The organism is Alteromonas gilva (assembly GCF_028595265.1).
Classification (GTDB): Bacteria; Pseudomonadota; Gammaproteobacteria; order Enterobacterales; family Alteromonadaceae; genus Alteromonas; species Alteromonas gilva.
The window spans coordinates 928,160-949,668 of sequence record NZ_JAQQXP010000001.1 but is presented as its reverse complement, the minus strand read 5'-3'; the positions used below and the strand labels follow the sequence as shown (position 1 = coordinate 949,668).

At 48.0% G+C, this 21,509-nt stretch carries 16 protein-coding genes and 1 riboswitch; of the genes, 6 read left to right on the top strand and 10 right to left on the bottom strand.

Annotated features, from left to right (window positions below):
- Positions 1 to 117: 117 nt before the first annotated feature.
- The 3 genes from OIK42_RS04225 to OIK42_RS04215 all read right to left on the bottom strand — a co-directional run bounded on the left by OIK42_RS04225 (position 118) and on the right by OIK42_RS04215 (position 6,522).
- Positions 118 to 2,136, bottom strand: a complete 2,019-nt coding sequence (locus OIK42_RS04225) for a hypothetical protein (protein ID WP_273638548.1) — start codon at positions 2,134 to 2,136, stop codon at positions 118 to 120.
- Positions 2,137 to 2,350: 214 nt separating this feature from the next.
- Positions 2,351 to 5,452: an efflux RND transporter permease subunit gene (locus OIK42_RS04220; RefSeq protein WP_273638547.1), complete on the bottom strand. Its 3,102-nt coding sequence runs from the start codon at positions 5,450 to 5,452 to the stop codon at positions 2,351 to 2,353.
- A 2-nt stretch (positions 5,453 to 5,454) separates the two neighbouring features.
- Complete coding sequence (locus OIK42_RS04215) at positions 5,455 to 6,522, bottom strand: efflux RND transporter periplasmic adaptor subunit (protein ID WP_273638545.1); 1,068 nt, start codon at positions 6,520 to 6,522, stop codon at positions 5,455 to 5,457.
- Positions 6,523 to 6,702: 180 nt separating this feature from the next.
- Here OIK42_RS04215 and OIK42_RS04210 point away from each other — a divergent pair, with 180 nt between their 5' ends.
- Positions 6,703 to 7,149: an NUDIX hydrolase gene (locus tag OIK42_RS04210; protein WP_273638543.1), complete on the top strand. Its 447-nt coding sequence runs from the start codon at positions 6,703 to 6,705 to the stop codon at positions 7,147 to 7,149.
- 196 nt (positions 7,150 to 7,345) lie between these two features.
- On the opposite strand, the gene OIK42_RS04205 is transcribed toward OIK42_RS04210, so the two are convergent.
- Together OIK42_RS04205 and OIK42_RS04200 are read right to left on the bottom strand one after the other, a co-directional pair.
- Entirely contained in the window at positions 7,346 to 7,879 is a 534-nt protein-coding gene (locus OIK42_RS04205) for a DUF3016 domain-containing protein (RefSeq protein ID WP_273638541.1), read from the bottom strand.
- Positions 7,880 to 8,078: 199 nt separating this feature from the next.
- A complete protein-coding gene (locus tag OIK42_RS04200; RefSeq protein WP_273638540.1) occupies positions 8,079 to 8,453 on the bottom strand; it encodes a hypothetical protein in 375 nt (124 codons plus the stop codon).
- A gap of 320 nt (positions 8,454 to 8,773) precedes the next feature.
- On the opposite strand from OIK42_RS04200, the gene ccoG reads away from it, so the two are divergent.
- The 4 genes from ccoG to OIK42_RS04180 all read left to right on the top strand — a co-directional run bounded on the left by ccoG (position 8,774) and on the right by OIK42_RS04180 (position 14,212).
- The gene (gene ccoG, locus OIK42_RS04195) at positions 8,774 to 10,207 is read left to right on the top strand and encodes a cytochrome c oxidase accessory protein CcoG (RefSeq protein WP_273638538.1); all 1,434 of its coding nucleotides are present in this window, start codon (positions 8,774 to 8,776) and stop codon (positions 10,205 to 10,207) included.
- Between the two features lie 7 nt (positions 10,208 to 10,214).
- Positions 10,215 to 11,198 carry a serine/threonine protein kinase gene (locus tag OIK42_RS04190; RefSeq protein WP_273638536.1) on the top strand — a complete coding sequence of 328 codons (984 nt, stop codon included), beginning with the start codon at positions 10,215 to 10,217 and terminating at the stop codon, positions 11,196 to 11,198.
- A 104-nt stretch (positions 11,199 to 11,302) separates the two neighbouring features.
- Positions 11,303 to 11,517, top strand: a riboswitch (cobalamin riboswitch).
- Positions 11,518 to 11,574: 57 nt separating this feature from the next.
- Positions 11,575 to 13,473: a TonB-dependent receptor plug domain-containing protein gene (locus OIK42_RS04185; protein ID WP_273638534.1), complete on the top strand. Its 1,899-nt coding sequence runs from the start codon at positions 11,575 to 11,577 to the stop codon at positions 13,471 to 13,473.
- Positions 13,474 to 13,585: 112 nt separating this feature from the next.
- Positions 13,586 to 14,212 carry a thiol:disulfide interchange protein DsbA/DsbL gene (locus OIK42_RS04180; protein ID WP_273638532.1) on the top strand — a complete coding sequence of 209 codons (627 nt, stop codon included), beginning with the start codon at positions 13,586 to 13,588 and terminating at the stop codon, positions 14,210 to 14,212.
- A 371-nt stretch (positions 14,213 to 14,583) separates the two neighbouring features.
- Here OIK42_RS04180 and rpoH read toward each other — a convergent pair whose 3' ends face one another.
- Positions 14,584 to 15,450 carry an RNA polymerase sigma factor RpoH gene (gene rpoH / locus OIK42_RS04175; RefSeq protein WP_273638530.1) on the bottom strand — a complete coding sequence of 289 codons (867 nt, stop codon included), beginning with the start codon at positions 15,448 to 15,450 and terminating at the stop codon, positions 14,584 to 14,586.
- A 614-nt stretch (positions 15,451 to 16,064) separates the two neighbouring features.
- Between rpoH and OIK42_RS04170 the strand changes: the two genes are divergently transcribed.
- The gene (locus OIK42_RS04170) at positions 16,065 to 17,306 is read left to right on the top strand and encodes an EAL and HDOD domain-containing protein (RefSeq protein ID WP_273638528.1); all 1,242 of its coding nucleotides are present in this window, start codon (positions 16,065 to 16,067) and stop codon (positions 17,304 to 17,306) included.
- A 69-nt stretch (positions 17,307 to 17,375) separates the two neighbouring features.
- Here OIK42_RS04170 and OIK42_RS04165 read toward each other — a convergent pair whose 3' ends face one another.
- The 4 genes from OIK42_RS04165 to ftsE form a co-directional block, all read right to left on the bottom strand.
- Positions 17,376 to 17,963: an acyl carrier protein phosphodiesterase gene (locus OIK42_RS04165; RefSeq protein WP_273638526.1), complete on the bottom strand. Its 588-nt coding sequence runs from the start codon at positions 17,961 to 17,963 to the stop codon at positions 17,376 to 17,378.
- Between the two features lie 179 nt (positions 17,964 to 18,142).
- Positions 18,143 to 19,555 (bottom strand): family 43 glycosylhydrolase, encoded by a 1,413-nt coding sequence (locus OIK42_RS04160; RefSeq protein ID WP_273638525.1) that lies wholly within the window; start codon positions 19,553 to 19,555, stop codon positions 18,143 to 18,145.
- Positions 19,556 to 19,805: 250 nt separating this feature from the next.
- Entirely contained in the window at positions 19,806 to 20,786 is a 981-nt protein-coding gene (gene ftsX / locus OIK42_RS04155) for a permease-like cell division protein FtsX (RefSeq protein ID WP_273638523.1), read from the bottom strand.
- On the bottom strand, positions 20,783 to 21,466 hold the full coding sequence (gene ftsE, locus OIK42_RS04150) for a cell division ATP-binding protein FtsE (RefSeq protein WP_273638522.1): 684 nt from the start codon (positions 21,464 to 21,466) through the stop codon (positions 20,783 to 20,785). Before ftsE ends, ftsX begins: the two co-directional genes overlap by 4 nt.
- Positions 21,467 to 21,509: the final 43 nt, after the last annotated feature.

The following is a 21,509-nucleotide window of genomic DNA, read 5'->3' as shown; positions in this document are numbered from 1 at the left end:
AAGCCCGCTTTCGCGGGCTTTTGCAATATTTCACCAATTTCAATTATTACAATAATTCGGCGATTCTGACTATTTCAACAATCTCAACTGATTCAACAATCTCACCAATTTGCTCTGTTACAACACTGGCAGTGTGATGGTTCCCGACTCGGTCACGCCGGCCTGAGTCTGGTACTCATAGTGAAAGGTCATGGTATTAGCGTTTTCAGGTTTATTATCGCTGAGATACTCAGAAATACTAAGAATGTATCTAAACTCACCTGACTCCATTGTCGTGCCCCTAACATAGTTATAATACGAATCTCTGACAATGTTTTCATTCTCTGCGACATCGAGCCCAATGTAACGGCTATACCTCACGTTACCGTCGAAGACGATTTCATATGAAGCGTAATCAGTATATGCCTGACCATTCTCAGTATAACCCACTAAGGTCATCAAAAAGTAATTGAGATTCTCAATGCTGGTTGGCAATAGCAAACTAACTCGCTCTCTGCTCTCGATTGCCGTATTGGCTTCACCCGCGGTATTTTCAGCAACCAGCAACGCACCGTTTGAATAGTAGTTGCCATTATCTAATATTACATCGCTAATACTAAACTCCTCATCACTAGGATTTACTGAGGTGGTAAACGCTTTATCATCACTGTTCAGGTTAACTACCTCGCCACTGGCTATCGAAGTTAACTCGTTAATGGTGTAGTTATATACCGTATTGCCAAGTAATTCCGAATCGGGTGTTAAAATAAGCTGAGTGTTATTTTTGGCCAGCTCAACACTTACATTTGCGTCTTTTTCAGCGGTTTGCACGCGGGTATAACCTGCCGGTGTGGAATCCTCAGTGCTGGCATTACCCGGAATGACTTCAAACTCCTCATAGGTTAACATCACACTGTCGGCCGATAATGTTACTGGCTCAGAGTAATACACCGAATAGCTATAATCTTCCGTCGATAAAAACGAAGCCACCGTTTGAATGTTACCGTATTGCGCAGTAGTTTCGCTGGCAATCAGTATTAAGGAGACTGATTCGCTATCAATAATTTCATAGTAGCTATTGGACTTATAACCACTGGTACTAACAGCTAAACGACGTACTGCATCAGATGAACTTTCAATACGGTTGAAGTTGATTCTACCAAAGCGATAACTCACATCACCTGCACTAAAGACAGGCATGGTAATTCTCGAGCTTCCATCAAAAGGAATTGTCAGCGTATACACTTGCGCGGCTTCATCATAGGTTGCATCAATGTCATTTTCGTCATTATAAAACGACGCACCACTGATCACATTGCCATCTTCATCGAGCAGAGTCAGCGTAACTTGCTTTTCTTCCAGAGTATAATCTGTTGCTTTATAAAGCGTATAACTGGCTTGTTCAGACAAGCCCGACGAGTAGAGCATCAGGAAATTATTTTGAATATTACCATCGCTCCCTTCGACCCCATTAAAGTCAGCTTCGCCATTGTTATCACGATCGATATTGGCACGTAAGTTAACGGCGAAATCTTTCGGCAATGTAACGCTGTAGAGGCCGGTTTCTTCGTCAAAGGTACTGGTATGGGCATAACTATCTGCCGTACTGTACTGGGCTACACCAAGGTACGAATCACCACTAAACTCTAACCCGGTGACTGGCATACCTGTGTCACGGTCAATTATGCTAAAACTGATCTCCACCGGCACCGAAACCTCAAGCACACCTAAGTCTACATAGACATCATTTTCTGGCGCGCCAGGGGTGGTCATAAAAAATGCGCGATCGCTGTAGCTACCATCAGAGAAGGTCACCAGCAGCGTCAGATCGCTGCTAGGCGGCAGATCCTCAATCGTCACTTTGCCGTTGGTTGCTTCGATACCATCAACTAATACAGTATCACCTTGCAACACCTGAACCCGCATGTCAGAGCTGGTTACTCTGGTATCCTGATAGGTATCTTTTATTACAGCAGAAAAGCTGACAGTAAACTGGTCTTGTTGAGCAAGTAAGTCATTTTGATCTTGCAGGATTTCGTTTTGTTCACGCAATGATTCAACAAGCTCTTGATTGGTGTCGTCTTCGACTTCCAAACAACCTGTTAATGACAACATTGCAATAAGAGAGAGGGGAGCTAACCGGGTGGTATAACACATGTTCTTGCATCCTTGATTATAAATTAACACATCAAGGACAAGACAATACCTCGCCTCCTGCGAGCACTCAGCAGCGCTGGCCGAATGCTGAGTTCAGCATTCGCTTCATCCTTGAATTCAAGCCAGCATAAACGAATTAACGCCAAATATCACCTTTTATTGATATTTGTTCGTTGTCGCCCGCGCCAATAAACGCAACTAACAAAACAACGCGCTATTCGCCTTTCACGTAAGGCATAGCTTTGTCTAACTCTTCCAGCTTATGGGTACGCTTAAGTGGTGAACCGGTATTGCGGGCCATCCAGTAATAGGCGGTAGGTACGATATACAGCGTTAAAAATGCCGATACCAGCACCCCTGAGAATATCACCATGCCTATTGCTGCGCGGCTTTCTGCGCCCGCGCCTGAGGCTATCACCAGTGGAATACTGCTAAATACGGTGGTAAAACCAGTCATGACTATAGGGCGTAAACGCATCGCCGATGCCTTGCGCAGCGCTTCTTCGAACTCTGTGCCCGCGTCTCTGAGCTGGTTAGCAAACTCTACAATCAGAATACCGTTTTTGGCCGCCAGGCCAATCAACATGACCAGCCCAATCTGGCTATAAATATTGAGTGACATACCGGCAAAATACATGCCTATAAACGCGCCCAGTAAGGCCAGCGGCACCGTCATCATGATAACCAGCGGATGCACCCAGCTTTCAAACTGGGCAGCCAGAATAAGATAGGTAATCGACAACGCTAGCAAGAAGACAAACACAAAGGAATTACCTGATTCCTGATACAGCTGTGACTCACCTTTATAGTCTATCGAAACCGAATCGGGTAATTCAGTGGCCACGATATTCTCCAGATACGCCAGCGCTTCGCCGAGGGAATAATCATTGGCTAAGTTAGCTGAAATGGTCACCGAGCGCATACGGTTGTAGCGATTAAGCTGCGCTGAGGTGGCCTGTTCTTTAAAGCTCAGTAAATTGTCGAGCGGGATCAGTTTGCCGGTATAACCGGAACGTACATAAAGATTTTCTATGCTATCCGGGCTTCTGAATTCAGCCTCAACGCCTTCCAAAATCACGTCATACTCTTCGCCGCGGTCTAGGAAGGTTGATACTCGTCGCTGGCCCAGCATGGTTTCAAGCGTTCTGCCCACATCGCTAATCGACACCCCTAAATCAGCGGCGCGATCGCGATCAATTTCAATCAGTACCTGCGGTGAGGTCGACTTATAATCCGAGTCAATACGAATGAGATTGGGGTTTTCAGAGGCTTTTTCTATGAGGATATCGCGCCATTCGGCAAGGTTTTCGTAGGTGTCGCCCTGCAATACAAACTGTACAGGCCGGTTAAAACCGCCGCCGCCAATACCTGAGCGCATAATGGCAAAGGCGGTCACATCGGGGATCACACTCAAGCGCCCACTGATTTCGTCCATAATTTCAAAGCTGCTGCGGTCGCGCTCATCCCAGGGTACAACGCCTACCACCACGATACCTGCGCGACCGCCCCACCCTGGTGCGCGCACCAACACGCGGTCAAGTTCGCCGGCTTCGCGGTATTCCATAACAATATCTTCAATTTTACGCAAATTTCTGGCGTTGCTCTCAAAGCTGGCGCCTTCTTGCGACTGCATGGTAATAAAGAAATTACTACGGTCTTCTTTAGGGGTAAATTCGGCCGGAATACGCTCGTGGAGCTGATAGATTGCGCCCACTGCCAGTATTAGCAATAACACCATCATAATTGGCTGGTGAATGGTTTTACCCAGAGTATTGTAGTAGCCACTCTCTAGTTTTTGGAAACGTTTATCCAGCCAGCTACCAAATCCGCTTCGTTCGCTTTTACGCAGCAAAAGCGAGCCCAGCATAGGAGACAGGGTGAGTGCTGTGACGCTGGAAAACGCCACGGCAGCCGCAATGGCCAGGGCAAATTCGGTAAACAGGCGGCCCACATTGCCATCTAAAAATACCAACGGCACAAACACGGATATCAATACCATTGTCGTCGCGATAACGGCAAACCCAACTTCACGGGTACCACGGTACGCGGCCAGTATGGCCGGCTCACCCATTTCAATGCGGCGGTGAATGTTCTCCAGCACCACAATCGCATCATCAACCACCAGGCCAATGGCAAGCACCATGGCCAGCAGCGTGAGCAGGTTGATTGAAAAGCCTAGCGCCAGCATCACTATAAACGCCGCTATCAACGATACCGGTACCGTGATCGCCGGGATGAGCGTTGCACTTAAGTTACCCAGGAACAAATAAATTACAATCACCACCAGCAACATGGCAATACCGAGCGTGTTGTAGACCTCAGAGATCGACTGCTCAATAAATACCGACGAGTCGTAGCTTGAGACAATAAAAATGTTGTCGGGCAACGTTTGCTTGATGCGCTCGATTTGCGCCCGGGCGGCACGGGCCACTTCCAGGGTATTGCCCTTCGATTGCTTGATGATACCAAGGCCAATCATATTAACCCCGTCACCACGGAATTCGGTTTCATCCTCTACGGCGGTGAGTTCTACCTTGGCAATATCGCCCAGTCTGACCAGGTAACCTTCAGCGCCAACTGCCACTGTCAGCGCCGCAAAATCATCAGGGGTTAAAAAGCTACGTGCTACCCGCACCTCAAAATCACGATTTAACGACTCAACCTGACCGGCAGGTAACTCCACGTTTTCAGAGCGAATGACAGCTTCGACATCAGCCACCGTCACATCCCGTGCGGCCATGGCTGTGCGGTCGAGCCATACTTTCATGGCATAAGTCCGACCGCCGCCAATGCGCACCCTGGCGACGCCGTTTACTATCGACAGGCGGTCAACCAAATAACGCTCAGCGTAATCGGTAAGCTCCATGGTATTTAAGTTGGTACTGCGAAGGTTAAACCACATGATGGGTTGTTCATCAGAGTTCGATTTGGACACTTCCGGCGGATCGGCCTGATCAGGCAAGTTATTCAGCGCCCGGCTCACCCGTTCGCGTACGTCGTTCGACGCGGCGTCAATATCGCGTGCGAGTTCAAACTCTATGGTGATATCAGAACGGCCATTGCGGCTGGTAGAGGTAATATTTTTGATGCCCTCGATACCGCTAATGCGATCTTCCAACAATTGGGTGATGCGGGTTTCAACGATGTTAGCTGACGCCCCCGGGTAATTGGTATTAATACTCACGATAGGTGGGTCGATATCCGGATATTCCCGCAACGACAACATCGAAAACGACACTATGCCAAAGATAATAAGCAGTAAGTTTGTTACCGAAGCAAAAACCGGCCGCTTTACCGATACATCAGATAACCACATATTTAGCTCTCCAATGTATCGCTATTGAGTACTTTAACCTGAGAGCCATCGCGCACGCGCAAGGTGCCCTCAATAATAATGCGCTCACCAATGTTCAGTCCTTCAACAACCTGCACCCAGCCCGGGCGACGTTCGCCAATTATCACTTCACGCTCACGCACTACGTTGTTTTCAGCAACCACATAAACAAACTGCTTGTCGGCATTGGGTACCAGCGCCTCTTCCGGCACTACCAGGGTGTCGAGCACTTGTTTTTCAATGGTAACCTGCATGAGCATGCCGGGGCGAAGCTCAGCCTGAGGGTTGTTGATAACCGCACGGGATAGAATCGAGCGGGTAACCGGGTCGACCCGCGAATCAATAGCGACAATTTCGCCACTGAACTCACGCCCCGGATACGCTACCGATTTCGCGGTGACTTTTTGCCCTACCGCCATGCTGGCGAGGTGATTCTCCGCCACATTAAAATCAACTTTGATAACACTGAGATCATCCAGCGTTGTAATCACATCGGCGGGCCGAAGAAGTGAGCCCACACTTACCTGGCGTATACCGAGGCTACCGCTAAATGGCGCTTTTATTTGCAAATCGGCAAGTTGTGCATTGGCCACCGAAATTTGTGCATCCAATGACTTTACCAGGGCTTGCTGCTCATCAAGCAACTGCTCAGACGCGGCACTGGTGCGGGCCAGGTTTTTAATACGTTTTAGCTGGCGTTTAGCTTCTTCCAGGCTTACCTGCAACTGCGCCACTCTGGCCACTTCTTCGACATCGTTTAACTGCACTAACAGCTGCCCTGCGTCGACTTTATCACCGTCTTCAAACAAGACCCGGGTAACGGTGTCGGTAACCTGCGCAGTCAATGTTACCGACTCGTTGGCTTTAGCAGTGCCCAGCGCATCAATTGTCACCGGGAACAGTCTTTTTTCCACCGCAAATACCGTCACCGGCGTTTGTTTTTGAGCACTTTTTTGCTCGCTGACTTGTTGTGGCCAATTGAGATATGCCAGCAATCCAATCAGCAATACCAAACCAAACAACAACGGTGACAGCTTTTTACCCAATGCCATAATGAATCCTGCTATAGTGACGCTACGTTTTGGTTAAAACAAGCAGACGTCGGAACCTGATAGTGAATGTTTTTTAGAGGTTTAATTCTACCTGATAACGCAAAGCCGGGGGCGCGTTTAACAGCTATTTTATGGGTTTTAACGCTTTTAGGCTGCCAGCCCGAGCGTCCAGCTACGCCAATGTGCAGAGTGGCGCATGATGCTACGCCCTATTCAGGGTCGTCCATGGTCAGTGAGGCGGCATGTTTAATTCGTACTCACGACACTGTTTTAATGGTCAGGCACCGATCATCGGCGTTGCTAGCCTTGCCATCCGGCGCCGTTACCCTACAGGAGTCGCCGCGCTGCGGCGCACACCGGGCAGTGTGGGAGAAAACCGGTCTGAATGTAGAAGTTGGCCGGTTATTAACCCATACCGACTCAGGCAACCCCGTGTTCCATTGCCGCAGTGAGGTGTCCCTGGCCGATTTGCCCGCCAGGTTCGAAGCGCCTCATTGGGCAAGCAGCAAAATTACCCGCATAGAAAGGGTCAGCCCTTTTGAGCTAAACCAAGCGCAACTGCATGAGCCCGACACCTTTATTCCGGTACGCGACGCATTTGTTCTCGCTCCGTCTCACATCGAATGATTCTGAGCTATGTTATTTTGCTCAATTTACTGCGGGCTTAAGGCATTTTTACCGACGAAATAGCACCCTAAGCATGCTGTCATCATCAGTTATGGTTTAAAGGCGGACATATCGGTGTTACAGGCAGGGACTAAAGTAAAAACCCGGCACGGTGGCCGGGTTTTATAGTAGCAAGATTAGTTGCGGTGTAGTCTCATTACGAGCTCGCCAGAGCACTATCGAACTCCTGGTTAAACCAGCGTTTAATCATGAATTTCTCATAAGCAAATGGCTCATTGGTGCGAAACCGCGCAGTGCTGTTCATAAACGACATATCTTTAATGCTGACCTCAGCCGATTTCATCACCTGTCCGCCCTCTTTCAATTCATAACTAAAAGCCATACGCGGGATAAACATCGACTCAATAATGCGAATGTCGCGGGCCCCCATGCCAAATGTTGGCCAAACCTGACCGGCCAAATCCAAATTCGTGACCGTTACATTTAACGTCTGCCCTTCCGGTAGTTGTTCAGCAAGTTTATTGAAATACTCATCCAGTTCTTTGAACACACGCTCTCTGAAGCGTTTGCGGGATTCATTGCCTGGCTTTACATCGGTATAAGACTCAGGCTCCTGCCAGGTAATCTCTACCAGCGGTTGTTCTTTCGATGAATTATCTTCGGCATAAACCCAGCCCGATAAACATGCTAATGCCGGGATTACAAACCATTTTGTGGCCAATTTTTGCATTGTTGACTCCTAGCAGATACGTTGAAATTGAATCTGTTACAGATAGCGACATTCCGATCAGTGACTAACACATTAACGCAATTCCGCCGTTATTGGGTAGTTAGAACACAATAACGCTAAAAAGTTTAATCCAAAAATAGTACCCGCTCACTGAACAGATTCTGAACGGGAAAAGAGGACGGGCCTGTCGATTGTCATGCTAAGCGTCCTTCTGACCGGAGCCTAAAATGGCGGAGCTATCAATTTCGGTGCACATTGATGCCAGTGTCGCGCCATAGACATAAGGGTTAATGTCATTGTTGATACAGTACGCATGATAAAAATACATGGTTTGCGCTCGTGTCGACAGTACTGAATCAACGTATTCCTGTTGATAAGGCCGCATAGCTGAATACTGTGCCGCAATCCCTTTTTTGATATCAGCAAGTTGCGCTCGCTCTTCGCGCATCGCGATTTCGGTCATCCAGTCACTCAGACTGACCTGAACATCCGCGAACAAAGACTGGACGAAGGGTAACTGCAACACCACCACTAAAATTGAGATTTCAATGATCAGTACAACTGAACGAAACATACCTGACGATACTCCTAAACTAATAGGATGAGTTTACTCAACAACGACATGTAAAAAAATCATGTCTTTTATACTTAGTTATAAAAGCGTTATAGTCCCGCGACAGTCAGTCTCACGAGCGCGTCTCTTGCCAGATAAGTATAAACCTAAAACTCATCAGGTGGCACTATGTGTGCAACGGTATGAAATGTTATAGACTATGCGCCGCAGTGAATTCTGAGCGACGTTAGTGGTTGTGTTTGATCTATATTAATTAAAATTAATATACCCTTTGGTAAACTACTACCGTAATCTTCTTCTGTTCAAATAAAGGTAGTCTAATGAACGATCAAATTCCGGTGAAGAACGTGAGTCCGGTAAAAGTTCACAAGCCAAAAAAGGTTGATGAGTCTAAGCGATACAACTCGCGCAGCCGGATATACGTTCGCGCAGTTAAAGGCCCGCTGGAAAGTTTCCGGCGTTTTTTTGGTTTCTTCTTTATTGCATTATTTGCAGCAGTACCGTGGATTCAGTACGACGGTCACCAGGCTGTACTGCTTAACATCGTTGATCAGCGTTTTACCATTTTCTCGCTAACATTGTGGCCGCAGGATCTGACATTGTTAGCATATATCTTTATTGTATCAGCCTTTGCGCTGTTTTTTGTTACCACTTTTGCTGGCCGGGTATGGTGTGGTTTTATGTGTCCCCAAACTACCTGGACATACATTTACACCTGGTTTGAAGAAAAATGTGAAGGTAATCGTAATAAGCGTATTAAGCTTGACGAGCGTCCAATGGACGTAGACAAGTTTTTACGTAAAACAGCGAAACATTCGGCCTGGATAGCTGTTGCACTGTTAACCTCACTGACCTTTGTTGGCTACTTCACGCCTGTTGGCTCGCTATTTATTAACTTCTTTACATTCGACGTGGGCTTTTGGGCTGGATTTTCGGTGATATTTTTTACCGTTTGCACCTATGCAAATGCCGGCTGGATGCGTGAAATTATGTGTACGCACATTTGCCCTTATGCGCGCTTTCAATCTGCAATGTTCGACAAAGATACCTTTACTGTGTCCTACGATCCAAACCGTGGTGAACAGCGCGGCCCCCGCTCCCGTAAACTGGATCACGGCGAGCTGGCCGACAAAGGCCTGGGAGACTGCATAGACTGCAACCTGTGTGTGCAGGTGTGCCCCACCGGTATTGATATTCGCAACGGACTGCAGTACGAGTGTATCAACTGCGGTGCCTGCGTAGATGCCTGTAATGGCGTCATGGAGAAAATGAATTACCCTAAAGGGCTCATCAGCTTCACATCCGAACATGAACTGGCTGGCGGCACCACACGAATCCTGCGCCCCAAGCTGATTGGGTACTTTGTGGTGTTGCTGGTAATGACTGGTTTACTGTTGGCAGATATTGTCACCCGCGTACCGCTTGAGGTTGATATCATCCGCGATCGCAACTCCTTGTACCGTGAAAATAACAACGGCGATATTGAAAATGTATACACCTTAAAAGTGCTAAACAAATCACAATCCACGCATACCTACACGATTAAGGTAGAAGGTTTCCCCGAATACGAGTACATTGGTGAACAAGTTGTGACTGTTGCAGGCGGCGAACTGTATAGTTTGCCCATATCAGTGGCAACCGACCCGCAAAATTTATCAGAGCGGGTCACTGAAATTTACTTTCATGTGTCAACAACGGAAGCTGATGGCAGTATCGTTGAGGTCAGTGAGCCTTCCAAATTCCTTTACCGATAGAGAAACCATGAAAGAGAGTGACTTTACTTTTGCCGAACTGTCACCCGATACGATTCTTGACGCACTTGAACAGTGCGGCATTTATCCGCAGTCCGGCCTGTTGGCACTCAACAGTTACGAAAACCGTGTGTATCAGTTTTTAAGTGATGAACAAAAGCGCTATGTCGTAAAGTTCTATCGGCCGGGCCGTTGGTCTAACGAGCAAATCCTCGAAGAGCATGCCTTTAGCCAGGCCCTGGCTGATGCTGAAATTCCGGTGGTGGCGCCATTAGCCCATGACGGTGAAACCCTGCATGCCGCGCATCAATACCGGTTTGCCCTGTTCGACTCGGTAGGTGGCCGTCAGTTTGAACTGGATAACCTGGATCATCTTGAATGGATGGGCCGCTTTATTGGCCGGATGCACAAAGTAGCCAGCAGTACCCCTTTTGCCCATCGCCCTACCATTACCATTGAAAGCTATTTAACGCGTCCGCGCCAGACTCTGGCGCAAAGCACACTGGTGCCAGAGAATCTGCACACCGCGTTTTTTACCATTCTTGATCAGGTCATTACCCTGGCGACGAATCAATACAAACCGTTTGGACTGATTCGCCTGCATGGCGATTGTCATGCCGGTAATATTTTATGGCGTGACGGACCGACTTTTGTCGATTTGGATGACAGTCGTATGGGGCCTGCGGTACAGGATTTATGGATGATGCTCAATGGCGACAGACCGCAACAACAGCTGCAGTTGGAAACGCTCATTGAAGCTTACGAAGAGTTCTGCGAATTTGACAGCCGTGAGCTGGCCTTAATTGAGCCCCTGCGTGCCATGCGAATGGTACACTATATGGCGTGGTTGTCTGACCGTTGGCAGGATCCGGCCTTTCCACGTGCCTTTCCGTGGTTCGCCGAGCAGCGCTACTGGGAACAACAGATCCTTGCCCTCAAAGAGCAATTTTCCGCCTTACAGGAACCGCCACTCACCCTTGGCCCCTACTATTAACGCTAAAGGCTTACGCCTGTCAGCCTGCAGCTAAAAACAGCGGTTCTTTGCAACTTAGCCATATCTTTTCACTTTTAAATCTATCGGTTTACGGTGCATGCCGATATAATCACGCCCGCAAAGGTGCCTAACACTTTCACGTTAGGATAATCGGGAAGTGAGTGAAAGTCTCACGCTGCCCCCGCAACGGTAATCACGCAGTTAGCTGCGATTCCCCTACGCCACCATTTAGTTGGGAAGGCGGGAATAAATATTTGTGGTCGGAAACGATCTGAATAGGTTTGAGAGCCCGGAGACCGGCCTTTGCCCGACGGCGGCACCGCGCCGCTTTTCATTCATCTTAGCGCTCGGCGGGAGTGCAACAAGAGAACAATTTATGACAATTCGAACTATTCCCTGCGCCATCGCACTGGCATGCGCAGCAAACTTTGCCTGTGCCCAGGACTCTGCAGTAGAAACCATTACCGTTACCGGCTCTCGTTTACCGGTAAACTTAAGTGATTTAGCCGCTTCCGTAACCGTTCTCAACGAAGCCGATATTCAGGCTTCCGGGGCCACCCAACTTACCGATCTGCTGCGTGGAATGCCTGGCATCAGTATCAGCCAGTCCGGCAGCCCGGGCGCGTTGGCTGAGCTGCGCTTACGCGGCAGCGAAACTAACCACCTGTTAGTACTCATTGATGGTGTGATTGTTAACGACCTAAGCCAGGGTGGCCTGGTCGATTTTGCCCACCTTACGGCAGCCAACATTGCCAAAGTTGAGCTCCTGCGTGGCGCGCAAAGTGCGCTATGGGGCAGCGGCGCGGTAGCCGGTGTTGTGAGTATCACAACCAAAGGCCACACACAGCCATCAGATTCAGCCTCGTTAAGCGCTGCGGCAGGCAATGGCGGCACCTATCGCGGCGCCGTATCAGCCAGCCATAATGTCGATAACCTGAGTGCGTCATTTTATGCCAATCGTTTCAAAACCGATGGCGACAACGTATCGCGAACCGGTACCGAAGATGATGGATACCGCAACACCACCGCTGGCGCCAGCCTCAACTGGCAGTTAGCCAGCCAACACTCGCTCAGTGCCAGTGTACGCGTGGTAGACTACCAAAACGATTATGACGCCACAGACTTCTCCACGGGGCTGCCTGCCGATGCAGACAACGTCACTGACGGCAAGCAACTCACTTCATCGGTGCAATGGCATTTTAGCGTGCCGCAACTGGGCTATCGCAGTGAGATCAAAGCGCAGTATCATAAAGACGATAACGACAACCTTACCGATGGTGTTGATGCGGGCGGCACAACTGGCGAACGTAAACAGCTTAACTGGACCCATTTTTTTGATGCCGATGTCGCAAATTTTGCCATTGGCGCTGAGTTATTAAAGCGTGAATTTGAACAACGCGGCCCGGCGACCTATGGCGATCCCAATTATCGCGGTGACGATAACACTTCCAGTGTCTTTGCCGAACTCACTGGCTGGGGAACTGAGCAGCTTAGCACCCAGTTCAGCCTTCGTTATGATGACAATGAGCGTTTCGACAAAGCCTGGAGTTACCGAGCCGGTGCACGCTACTCCTTAACCAGACAGGTATCGGTATTTACCAGCGTTAGCCAGGCGGTTAAAACCCCGAGTTTTACCGAACTGTACGGCTATTATCCGGCAAGCTTTATCGGTAACCCTGAATTGCAGCCCGAACAAAGCCGCGAGTATGAATTGGGCTTGAGCAGTGCTTTTACCGATGAGCTCAGCGCGCAGCTGAGTGTGTATTCAACTCGCCTTGAGCAGGAAATCGTTAGCATTTGGGATGCTGACAGTGGCTTAAGCTCGGTGGCTAATACAACCGAAGATTCACGCCGTGATGGATTTGAAGCCTCGGTTGAGTGGGTCGCTGACACCTGGCAGCTCACTGCTCATTATACCTACCTCGATGCAAGTCAGGGCGACGGTAGCAATCAAACCGTGGAACTGCGCCGCCCCAATCATACCGGTTCAATCATCTACCGTCATTCACTGCCGGTTCAGGGTTTGTCTGCTTATATTAAGGCTGACTATACCGGCGTACGCAAGGATACGTTTTATCCGCCGTGGCCGGCATCGGCACAGACCCTGGATCTGGATCCCTATTGGTTAGTCAGTATGAACGTGAGTTATGCACTAACTACACACTGGGATCTTGGTTTGAGAGTCGATAACGCACTTGCGCAGGAGTACGAAGACATTGTAGGTTACAGTGGCACCGAGCGACGTTACCTGGCACAGGCCAGCTACCGCTTTTAACGTCGCGCGTTAATCGTGATAAACGTCGCCTGGTCGCCACCGACTAGGCGAATAAAAACCGCTGTGGTACTCTGCGTTTTTATATTGATTTGCAATGAAGGATAATACCCGAATGAAGAAGTTTGCTTTATGGGCTGTACTGGCAATGTTGGTTCCACTGCACGCTTATGCTGCTGACAAATGGCAGGAAGGTACTCATTATGAAGTACTTAACAAGCCATTAAGTGATTCACCACAGGTAGTGGAGTTTTTCTCTTACTGGTGCCCACACTGCTATCGTACTGAGCCATTCGTTAAGGATCTTAAGGCCGGGCTTGAGCAGGGCGTAAAATTCGAGAAAGTCCACGTTAACTTTATGCCTAATGCCAGCAAGGAAGTGCAGGATGAGGTGACTACCGGCATGCTGATGGCAAAAGCGCTGAAGCAAGAAGATAAGCTAAGCGGTGCCATTTTTAATTATATTCACCGCCAACGCGCCATCATTACCGGGCTCAAAGACATTCGCAATATCTTTGTGATCAACGGCGTTGACGGCGAACAGTTTGACAAACTGGCGACCAGTTTTGGCGTTCGCTCGATGTTGGGTAAAAACAACAAAATCGTTGAAGACTATCGCGCTGAAGTGCGTTCTGTTCCGACATTTATTGTGAATGGTAAGTATAAAGTGCAGTTTACCCGCGGTGCATCCACTGAAGAGCGCATCGAGTTAATTAACTACCTGGCAACTGAAAAAGACTAGCCTGCAGCTCACTGGTATGCCGGGTCCCCGGCATACCATCAACGCATTGTGAAACGACCGATAACATAGTCGGGCGTTTTTAGTTTTAGCGCTCGGTTTGCAGGTTTTAAGACGATTACCCGCCGATTAGGACTATTAACACGGCCCGCATTCAACACCATCACCCCGCCTATTCGTTAGCCAGCATGACTGGCAAAGCACGGCTAGCCCCTCATAAACTCTACAGCTTAATAAGTAGTAAGCGCTCGCTCCCACCTACTGCCTCGAGTTAGCGCTTTAAGCAGCACTTGTGATGATTGTTCTTACCTTAAATTAGCCATAAAAAAAGCGCCTTACGGCGCTTTTCATAAATAACATTCGCTTGGAATCGCTTAGGCAACCATCGCAGCCTGTAGCTTTTTCATTGCGTTCTTTTCAATTTGACGAACGCGCTCTGCAGACACCTGATACTTATCAGCCAAATCCTGCAGCGTGGTTTTATTGTCGGCTAACCAACGTGTCTCAATGATATCCTGACTACGGTCATCCAGGGTTTTAATCGCTGAATGCAAACGCTTCGTGGCGTTACTATCCCAATCATCGTTAATGACCGTGGACTCTACGTCTTCAGATTTATCTTCGAGGAACTGTACCGGCGCGAAATTAGAATTTTCGTCATCGTCGGCGCTCAAATCAAAAGCCTGATCCTGAGAGCTCATACGTGCTTCCATTTGCAGCACTTCTTTGGTGCTGACTCCCAGCTCTCTGGCCACGGTTTGCACTTCTTCGTGACTAAACCAGCCAAGACGTTTTTTAGCTTTGCGCAAGTTAAAGAATAATTTGCGCTGTGCCTTGGTTGTTGCCACTTTTACGATGCGCCAGTTTTTAAGCACAAATTCATGGATTTCAGCTTTGATCCAGTGCACGGCAAATGATACTAAGCGAACACCTACGGTCGGGTCGAAACGCTTAACCGCCTTCATCAGGCCAATGTTACCCTCTTGGATAAGGTCGGCTTGTGGCAACCCGTATCCTGAATAAGATTTAGCAATATGTACAACAAAACGAAGGTGAGACATTACTAGTTTACGCGCAGCGTCGATGTCTTCATCTTCCCGCAGGCGAAACGCTAACTCGCGTTCTTCGTCGGCGGTGAGCATATCAATCGTACTTACTGCCTGAATATACCCTTCAATACTTCCATTGTGCGGTACAGACAGCGCCATTGATTGCAAGTTTTTGCTTGTAGTCACGCTCATAGTCACCTCAAAAAAATCCTAAGCACATTATTATAGCAAAAAAACACTCTTGTGCGAAGCATGTGCAAAGATTAAACAATGTATAAATACAGCGGTCACCGACCTTCAGATTGTTCAATCAAACAGTATATATAATGTCTCTATACCTATAATACAAGACCCTATTTATACAAAAAAGTTTCATTTATATGTAATCGTTTATTTAACGTACTTTTATGAGTGCGAAAGCGCAATACATAAGCTGAAGTCGCTAATCGTTAGCGTCTATTCAATAGCACTGGTGCAATGAGCACAACCGCATTACGTTGAGTAACATTATGAGGAGATTGAGGGAGGTTTACCGGCTGTTGAACGCGCAAATATTGCCGGTAATGCCGCAGCAGAGGTGAATGTGCTGCCGCGATACTAGTCCACGTAGACAGCGTAGGCGATGCTGCAGTAGTGCAGCCTGCTTAATGGCGCTGATTATAACGACTGGCGCACTCATAAGATAAAGATGGCAAGCATAAATATGGCGTTGCGGCATAACAAAAGATGGATCAAACTTTAACCTTCGGGTACAGTTTTAAGCATAAAACTATCTATTTAAGATATGATATAAGGGTAATCATTACATGTTCGCTTTTATTGCTCGTCAGCCAATCCTCGACCGTGAGAAAGATTTATTCGGTTATGAATTGCTGTTCAGAGATGGCAAGTCAGGCGCTTACCCTGTTCATTCAGAAGAAAAGAGCCGCTACATCATTGAGCACCATTACACACTCGGTCTTGATGACATATGCTGCAACAAAACCTCGTTTATTAATTTTCACAGTGACACCATCATTACGGGCTTGCCCCCCGCGATCACACCAGATTCCGTGGTCATTGAGTTATCTGACTATCAGGAACACCAATCGGCGTTAATCGATGCATGCAAGCATGTTAAACAGCTTGGCTTTAAGCTCGCTATTGATGATCCGGCTATGGTCAGTGGACAGCATTCTATATTTCCGCTTATTGATATTCTTAAAGTCGATGTCAACAAAGCCAATTACAGCGTTATTGAGAAGAACATACCGCGCTTTTTGCAGTCCAATATTCAACTGGTCGCAGAAAACGTCAATAATCACGACGACTTTGTTGTGTGTCGCGACTTAGGGTTTGATCTGTTCCAGGGCTATTTTTTTGCCAAACCTGAAGCAACAATTCAACGCCAGCTGCCTGCCTCAAAAATGAACCTGGTTGACTTGATGGGGGAAAGCGCAAGTTCTCAGTTTAACCTCGAACGTATTAACCAGATTATTGAGCGTGATGCGGCGCTGTCCTTTTTGCTGTTAAAGTTCATTAATAATCCCACAATCAACAAACGATATAAGATTATTTCCCTCAAGCATGCCCTGAATTATATGGGTGAGGTCGAGATTAAAAAGTTCATTGCGCTGTTAGCAATGGCTCAGCTTGGTGATGAAAAACCGCTGGAATTGCTGCATATGTCGTTGGTCAGAGCAAAGTTTTTTGATTTGCTGGCCGAAGAGCGTGGCATTCATTCCGATCCGCCGATCGGGTTTCTCATCGGTCTGTTTTCGTTACTTGATGCGCTGCTCGATCAGGAAATGCCCGACATACTTCGCCAATTGCCGCTAACAGATGAAATTAATGACGCGCTGCTGTCTCAGTCATCAGAATTTAACCATTATCTCAAATTGGTCAGGGCGTTTGAAGGCGCCTTATGGATGAATGTTATTCGCGAGGCCAAAGAACTCAACATCGACCAAAAACACCTGCATAGCCTGTACAATCAGGCTATTGTCTGGGGCAACGGCGTGCGGCAAACCGTGTCTTCTTATTTTCCCAGAAAAATCATCACCGATTAGCGCCGGTTAACCTACCCCGGGTGGCGTAAATGTTATTTAGCATACTGCCTGAACAGGCAGTGCGTAGCCTTATTCCGACTCAATATTGTGAGTGCGAACCGATTCGATAAGTTCTGGGAAGAACGCCATAAACACCTCTTCAAACTCCGCGTAATGGGCATGCACCTCCTCGATACTGCCATGAAAACTGTGCCTGAAACGAATGCGTTCGGCGGTGCGGTCAAGAGCTTTATCGACCCCATTCAGGTGGTTATAAGTAGTTAACCAGCGATATTTAAGCATACTGTTTACTACGGCCTGCATTCGCTGAGGCATCACGTGCAGACGGCTGTCGAGGCGGTGGTAAGCGTCACAACAAAAGTTGTTCAATGATTGCTGAGAATAGTGCTGCCAGTGTTTAATCAGAAAATGATCAAACAGGATATCCAACATAATCCCGGCATAGCGACGACGTCGGGCTGATACCCGTTTTTTTGCCGTTTTAACGAACGGATGATTATCGGTAAACCTATCGACATGAACATGGTTGGCCACCCCGCTTTGTACTGCTTGCGGGTAGGTACTAACATCCACACCGCGACGAAAGTCGCCAAGCAAGTTCCCAAAGTAGGAGTCTGCTGTCGGTTGAGCTAAAAACAAATGTGCCAAGAAGTTCACGGTGTGCGGAAGGTCTCCCTGCGAAAGCTAAGATCTTACTTGTATTATTGGGTATGGCAAGGATTGATAAATGTTCAGGGGATGCGTTAAAAATAAGCGGCATTGTGAATGACTTCACAACACCACTTATTGGTTGGAAACGATAACCGCATACATTTAATGTATGCGGTGTTGAGCGTTCAGTAACGCGGCCAGCCGTTGCTATCCCAGTTAAGCGTACTGATAAGCAATTTTGGTACGCCATTGTCGGTGGCGTCATACGCATGGCGTACCATCACGTCGGTGTTCACAATATCTTCACCGCCCGGACCGACCCACTGAGAATTGCCTGCATCAAGAATGCTGCCGCCACCCTGCATCATATCCTGACCGTTCTTGTCCAGGTACGGCCCACGAATATCGGTGGAACGGCCATAAGCTATCCGGTAGGTACTATTTACCCCATCACAACACTTGCCCAGTGACACAAACAGATAGTAATAACCCTGACGGTAAATCAGGGCCGGCGCTTCAATACCGCCGGAGCGACTGGCAATGCTATATAAAGAGCCAAAAGGTTTCATGGTAACAGGGTTAATGCGTGTCACCTTGATACCTGAATTCCAAGACCCGAATGCCATCCAGGGACTACCGTCTTCAGCCACCACCAGCTCAGGATCAATGGCGTTATAGTTGTTACTATTGGTGGTGTTAACAACCAAACCATCGTCCCGCCAGTTACCGCTAAGAATACTGGGCGCTGAGGCTAAACCAATTGCTGAAACCCTGGAACCAAAGGTAGAAATAGAATAATACAACCATGTACGACCGTTATATTGCTTTAGGTCTGGCGCCCAGACGTCTATACCATCGTGATCAGGTACGTAATTGTCCCACCAGGATAAGCCATTAGGAAATACAGCCTGGCCGTCGTTCCAGGTAACGCCATCGTCAGACCACTTACCGGCAATGCCTGGACCAGTCTGGAAAATCCACCACATACCATCTTCATATGCCAGGGTTGGATCGTGTGTGACCAGGCTACCGGTCAGTGGCCAGTGGTTGGCAGCGCCATTGGTAGTAGAGGGATCAAAAGGGGCGTTTTCCACGTTTGCCAGCTTGGTTAATTCCCAGCGCTGTGCATCGCCTCCCCAATATTCCCACTGAGAGATATTAGCGCCATCTGAGGTGTCAAACCCATACAGATCTAACGCTTTACCTGTGTGTTTATTGATAAAACTGACCGAACCATCACCGAGTTCGTTAATTTGCCAGCGCTGACTGGCAAGGCCCTGATCTTCAAACTGCGCGACGTTGGCACCATTGGCAGTTTGCCAGTCATAAACCTCTAACGCTTTACCTGAATTGAGGTTAATGACGCTGTAATAGCCATCTGACTGTTCGGCTATCAGCCACCGCTGGGTGTTATTGCCGTTGGCAGACCACTGAATGACGTTCGCGCCATCATCAAGGCTGGCCGAGCCAACTTCCACCAGCTTGCCGCTGTGTTTAGAGGTTATAGTGTAAACACCGTTGTCAATTGCGTTAGCGTAATCACCACAAAAGCCCAGCGCTAATACGCAAAGAACCCTTCCAAGTAAAGGTAATCTCATCCCGTTTAATCCTATTGTATTATATTACTATTATAGTGTTGATCAATTGTTAAAAAATGACAACACAAAAAACAATAAATTAACAATAACGGCATTTTAGCGACGATTACGCACTCTTAGGGCCGGCCGCAGCGGCATAATTCGCGCGCTACCCGCCCAATTTTGCATGATATGTATGATAAATAAGGAAAGCATGTGTCGCATATAGCACACAATTGCTTTTAAGTAGGTGGATAAGATGGTACTGCGTTTAACGGGGTTCTATCTGACGCACATGGCGCTGCACGGAAATCAGTGAGCCAACTAACCCCAGCATGACCGACAAAAACAGCATGGTCAGTAAGGCATTGCCCGTCAGCCCGGTAATATGGAAAGACTTGTCATAAAGGCTCGCAAAAGCCTGGATACTGCTATCCATCCACCACAATATAAGGATCACAGCCATCCATGCGATAACACCGCCCAGCAGCCCATACCAGAAGCCAGTATACAAAAACGGACGATGAATAAAGCTGTCTGTGGCACCTACCAGTTTCATCACCAGTATTTCATCGCGCTTATTAAGGATATTCAGCCTGATGGTATTACCTACAATAAGAATCACTGCCACAAATAGCAATATCCCGATGATCGTGACCATTTCGGTGGCAATTTGTAAAAAGCCATACAGTCGTTCCAACCATTCTATATCGAGCTTGCCAAGATCAACTTCTCGCTGCTGCTGGAGCTTTTCCAGCAATAATTTCGCTGCTGTGGGCGCCGTGTGTTTTTCGCCCGGCGTCACTAAAACCACATCTGGCAGAGGGTTTGATTCGAGATACTTCACCGCATCTCCCAAGCCGGATAACTGCTGAAATTCCTGTAGTGCGTCATCGGCGGGCACATAGATGACTTTGTCGATCTCTGGCCACGTCTGTAGTCGGGTAATGAGTTGTTGAGCATCGGTTGCACTGGTTTGGGCTTTCAAAAACAGCGATATTTCGGCCGCCTGTTCCCACCCAGCGCTGATCTTTTCGGTGTTCTTAACCAATATATACAAAGTGCTTGGCAGTGTAATACTCAACCCCAGCACACCGATGGTCATCAGCGAGGCTACAGGTTGGCGCCACAGGTCGCCTAAACTGCCCAGAGCCTGACGCACATGATTAACAAAGAACATGATAAAGCGCTGGCCGACATTAACTTTGCGCGAACTGGCGCCCTGGCTGCGCCCCTTAAATAATATACTCACTCTTCATCCTCCAGGTCAGTCAGGCCATCGGTAATCATTTTACCGTTTTTGAGAGTGAGGGTGCGGTAACGCATGCGGGCAATCAAGCCTAAGTCGTGAGTGGCGATTAACACCGACACCCCAGCCTGATTAAAATCTTCAAATAAGCGAATAATTTCCATTGATAGCTTAGGATCGAGGTTGCCGGTTGGTTCATCAGCGAGCAGCAGCGGCGGCTTGTTAACGACCGCGCGCGCAATCCCCACCCGCTGTTGTTCGCCGCCCGACAGCGTTATGGGTAAATTGCGCGCTTTATTGCGCAAATCAACCATTTCTAATGCCGCGTCCACGCGCTTGGCAATTTCTTTATGGCTGTAACCTTCAATCACCAGCGGCAAGGCCACATTGTCAAACACACTCTTGTCCATCAGCAGTTGGTGACTCTGAAAAATCATACCGATGTCGCGACGTATGTAGGCGATCTGGCGGCGTTGAATAACATTCAGATCATGACCGTTGATCAATACCCTGCCAACAGTCGGGCGTTCCATGATACTGATTAATTTAAGCAGCGTGCTCTTACCGGCACCGGAATGGCCCGTTAAGAAGGCCATTTCGCCTGGCGCGATATGAAAATCCACTTTGGACAACGCCCGTTGTCCGCCGGGGTAGGTTTTACTTACCTGCTCAAATTTGATCATCGAGGATCCTGACTACTTAAATTATTATTATTCGCATGCTCAG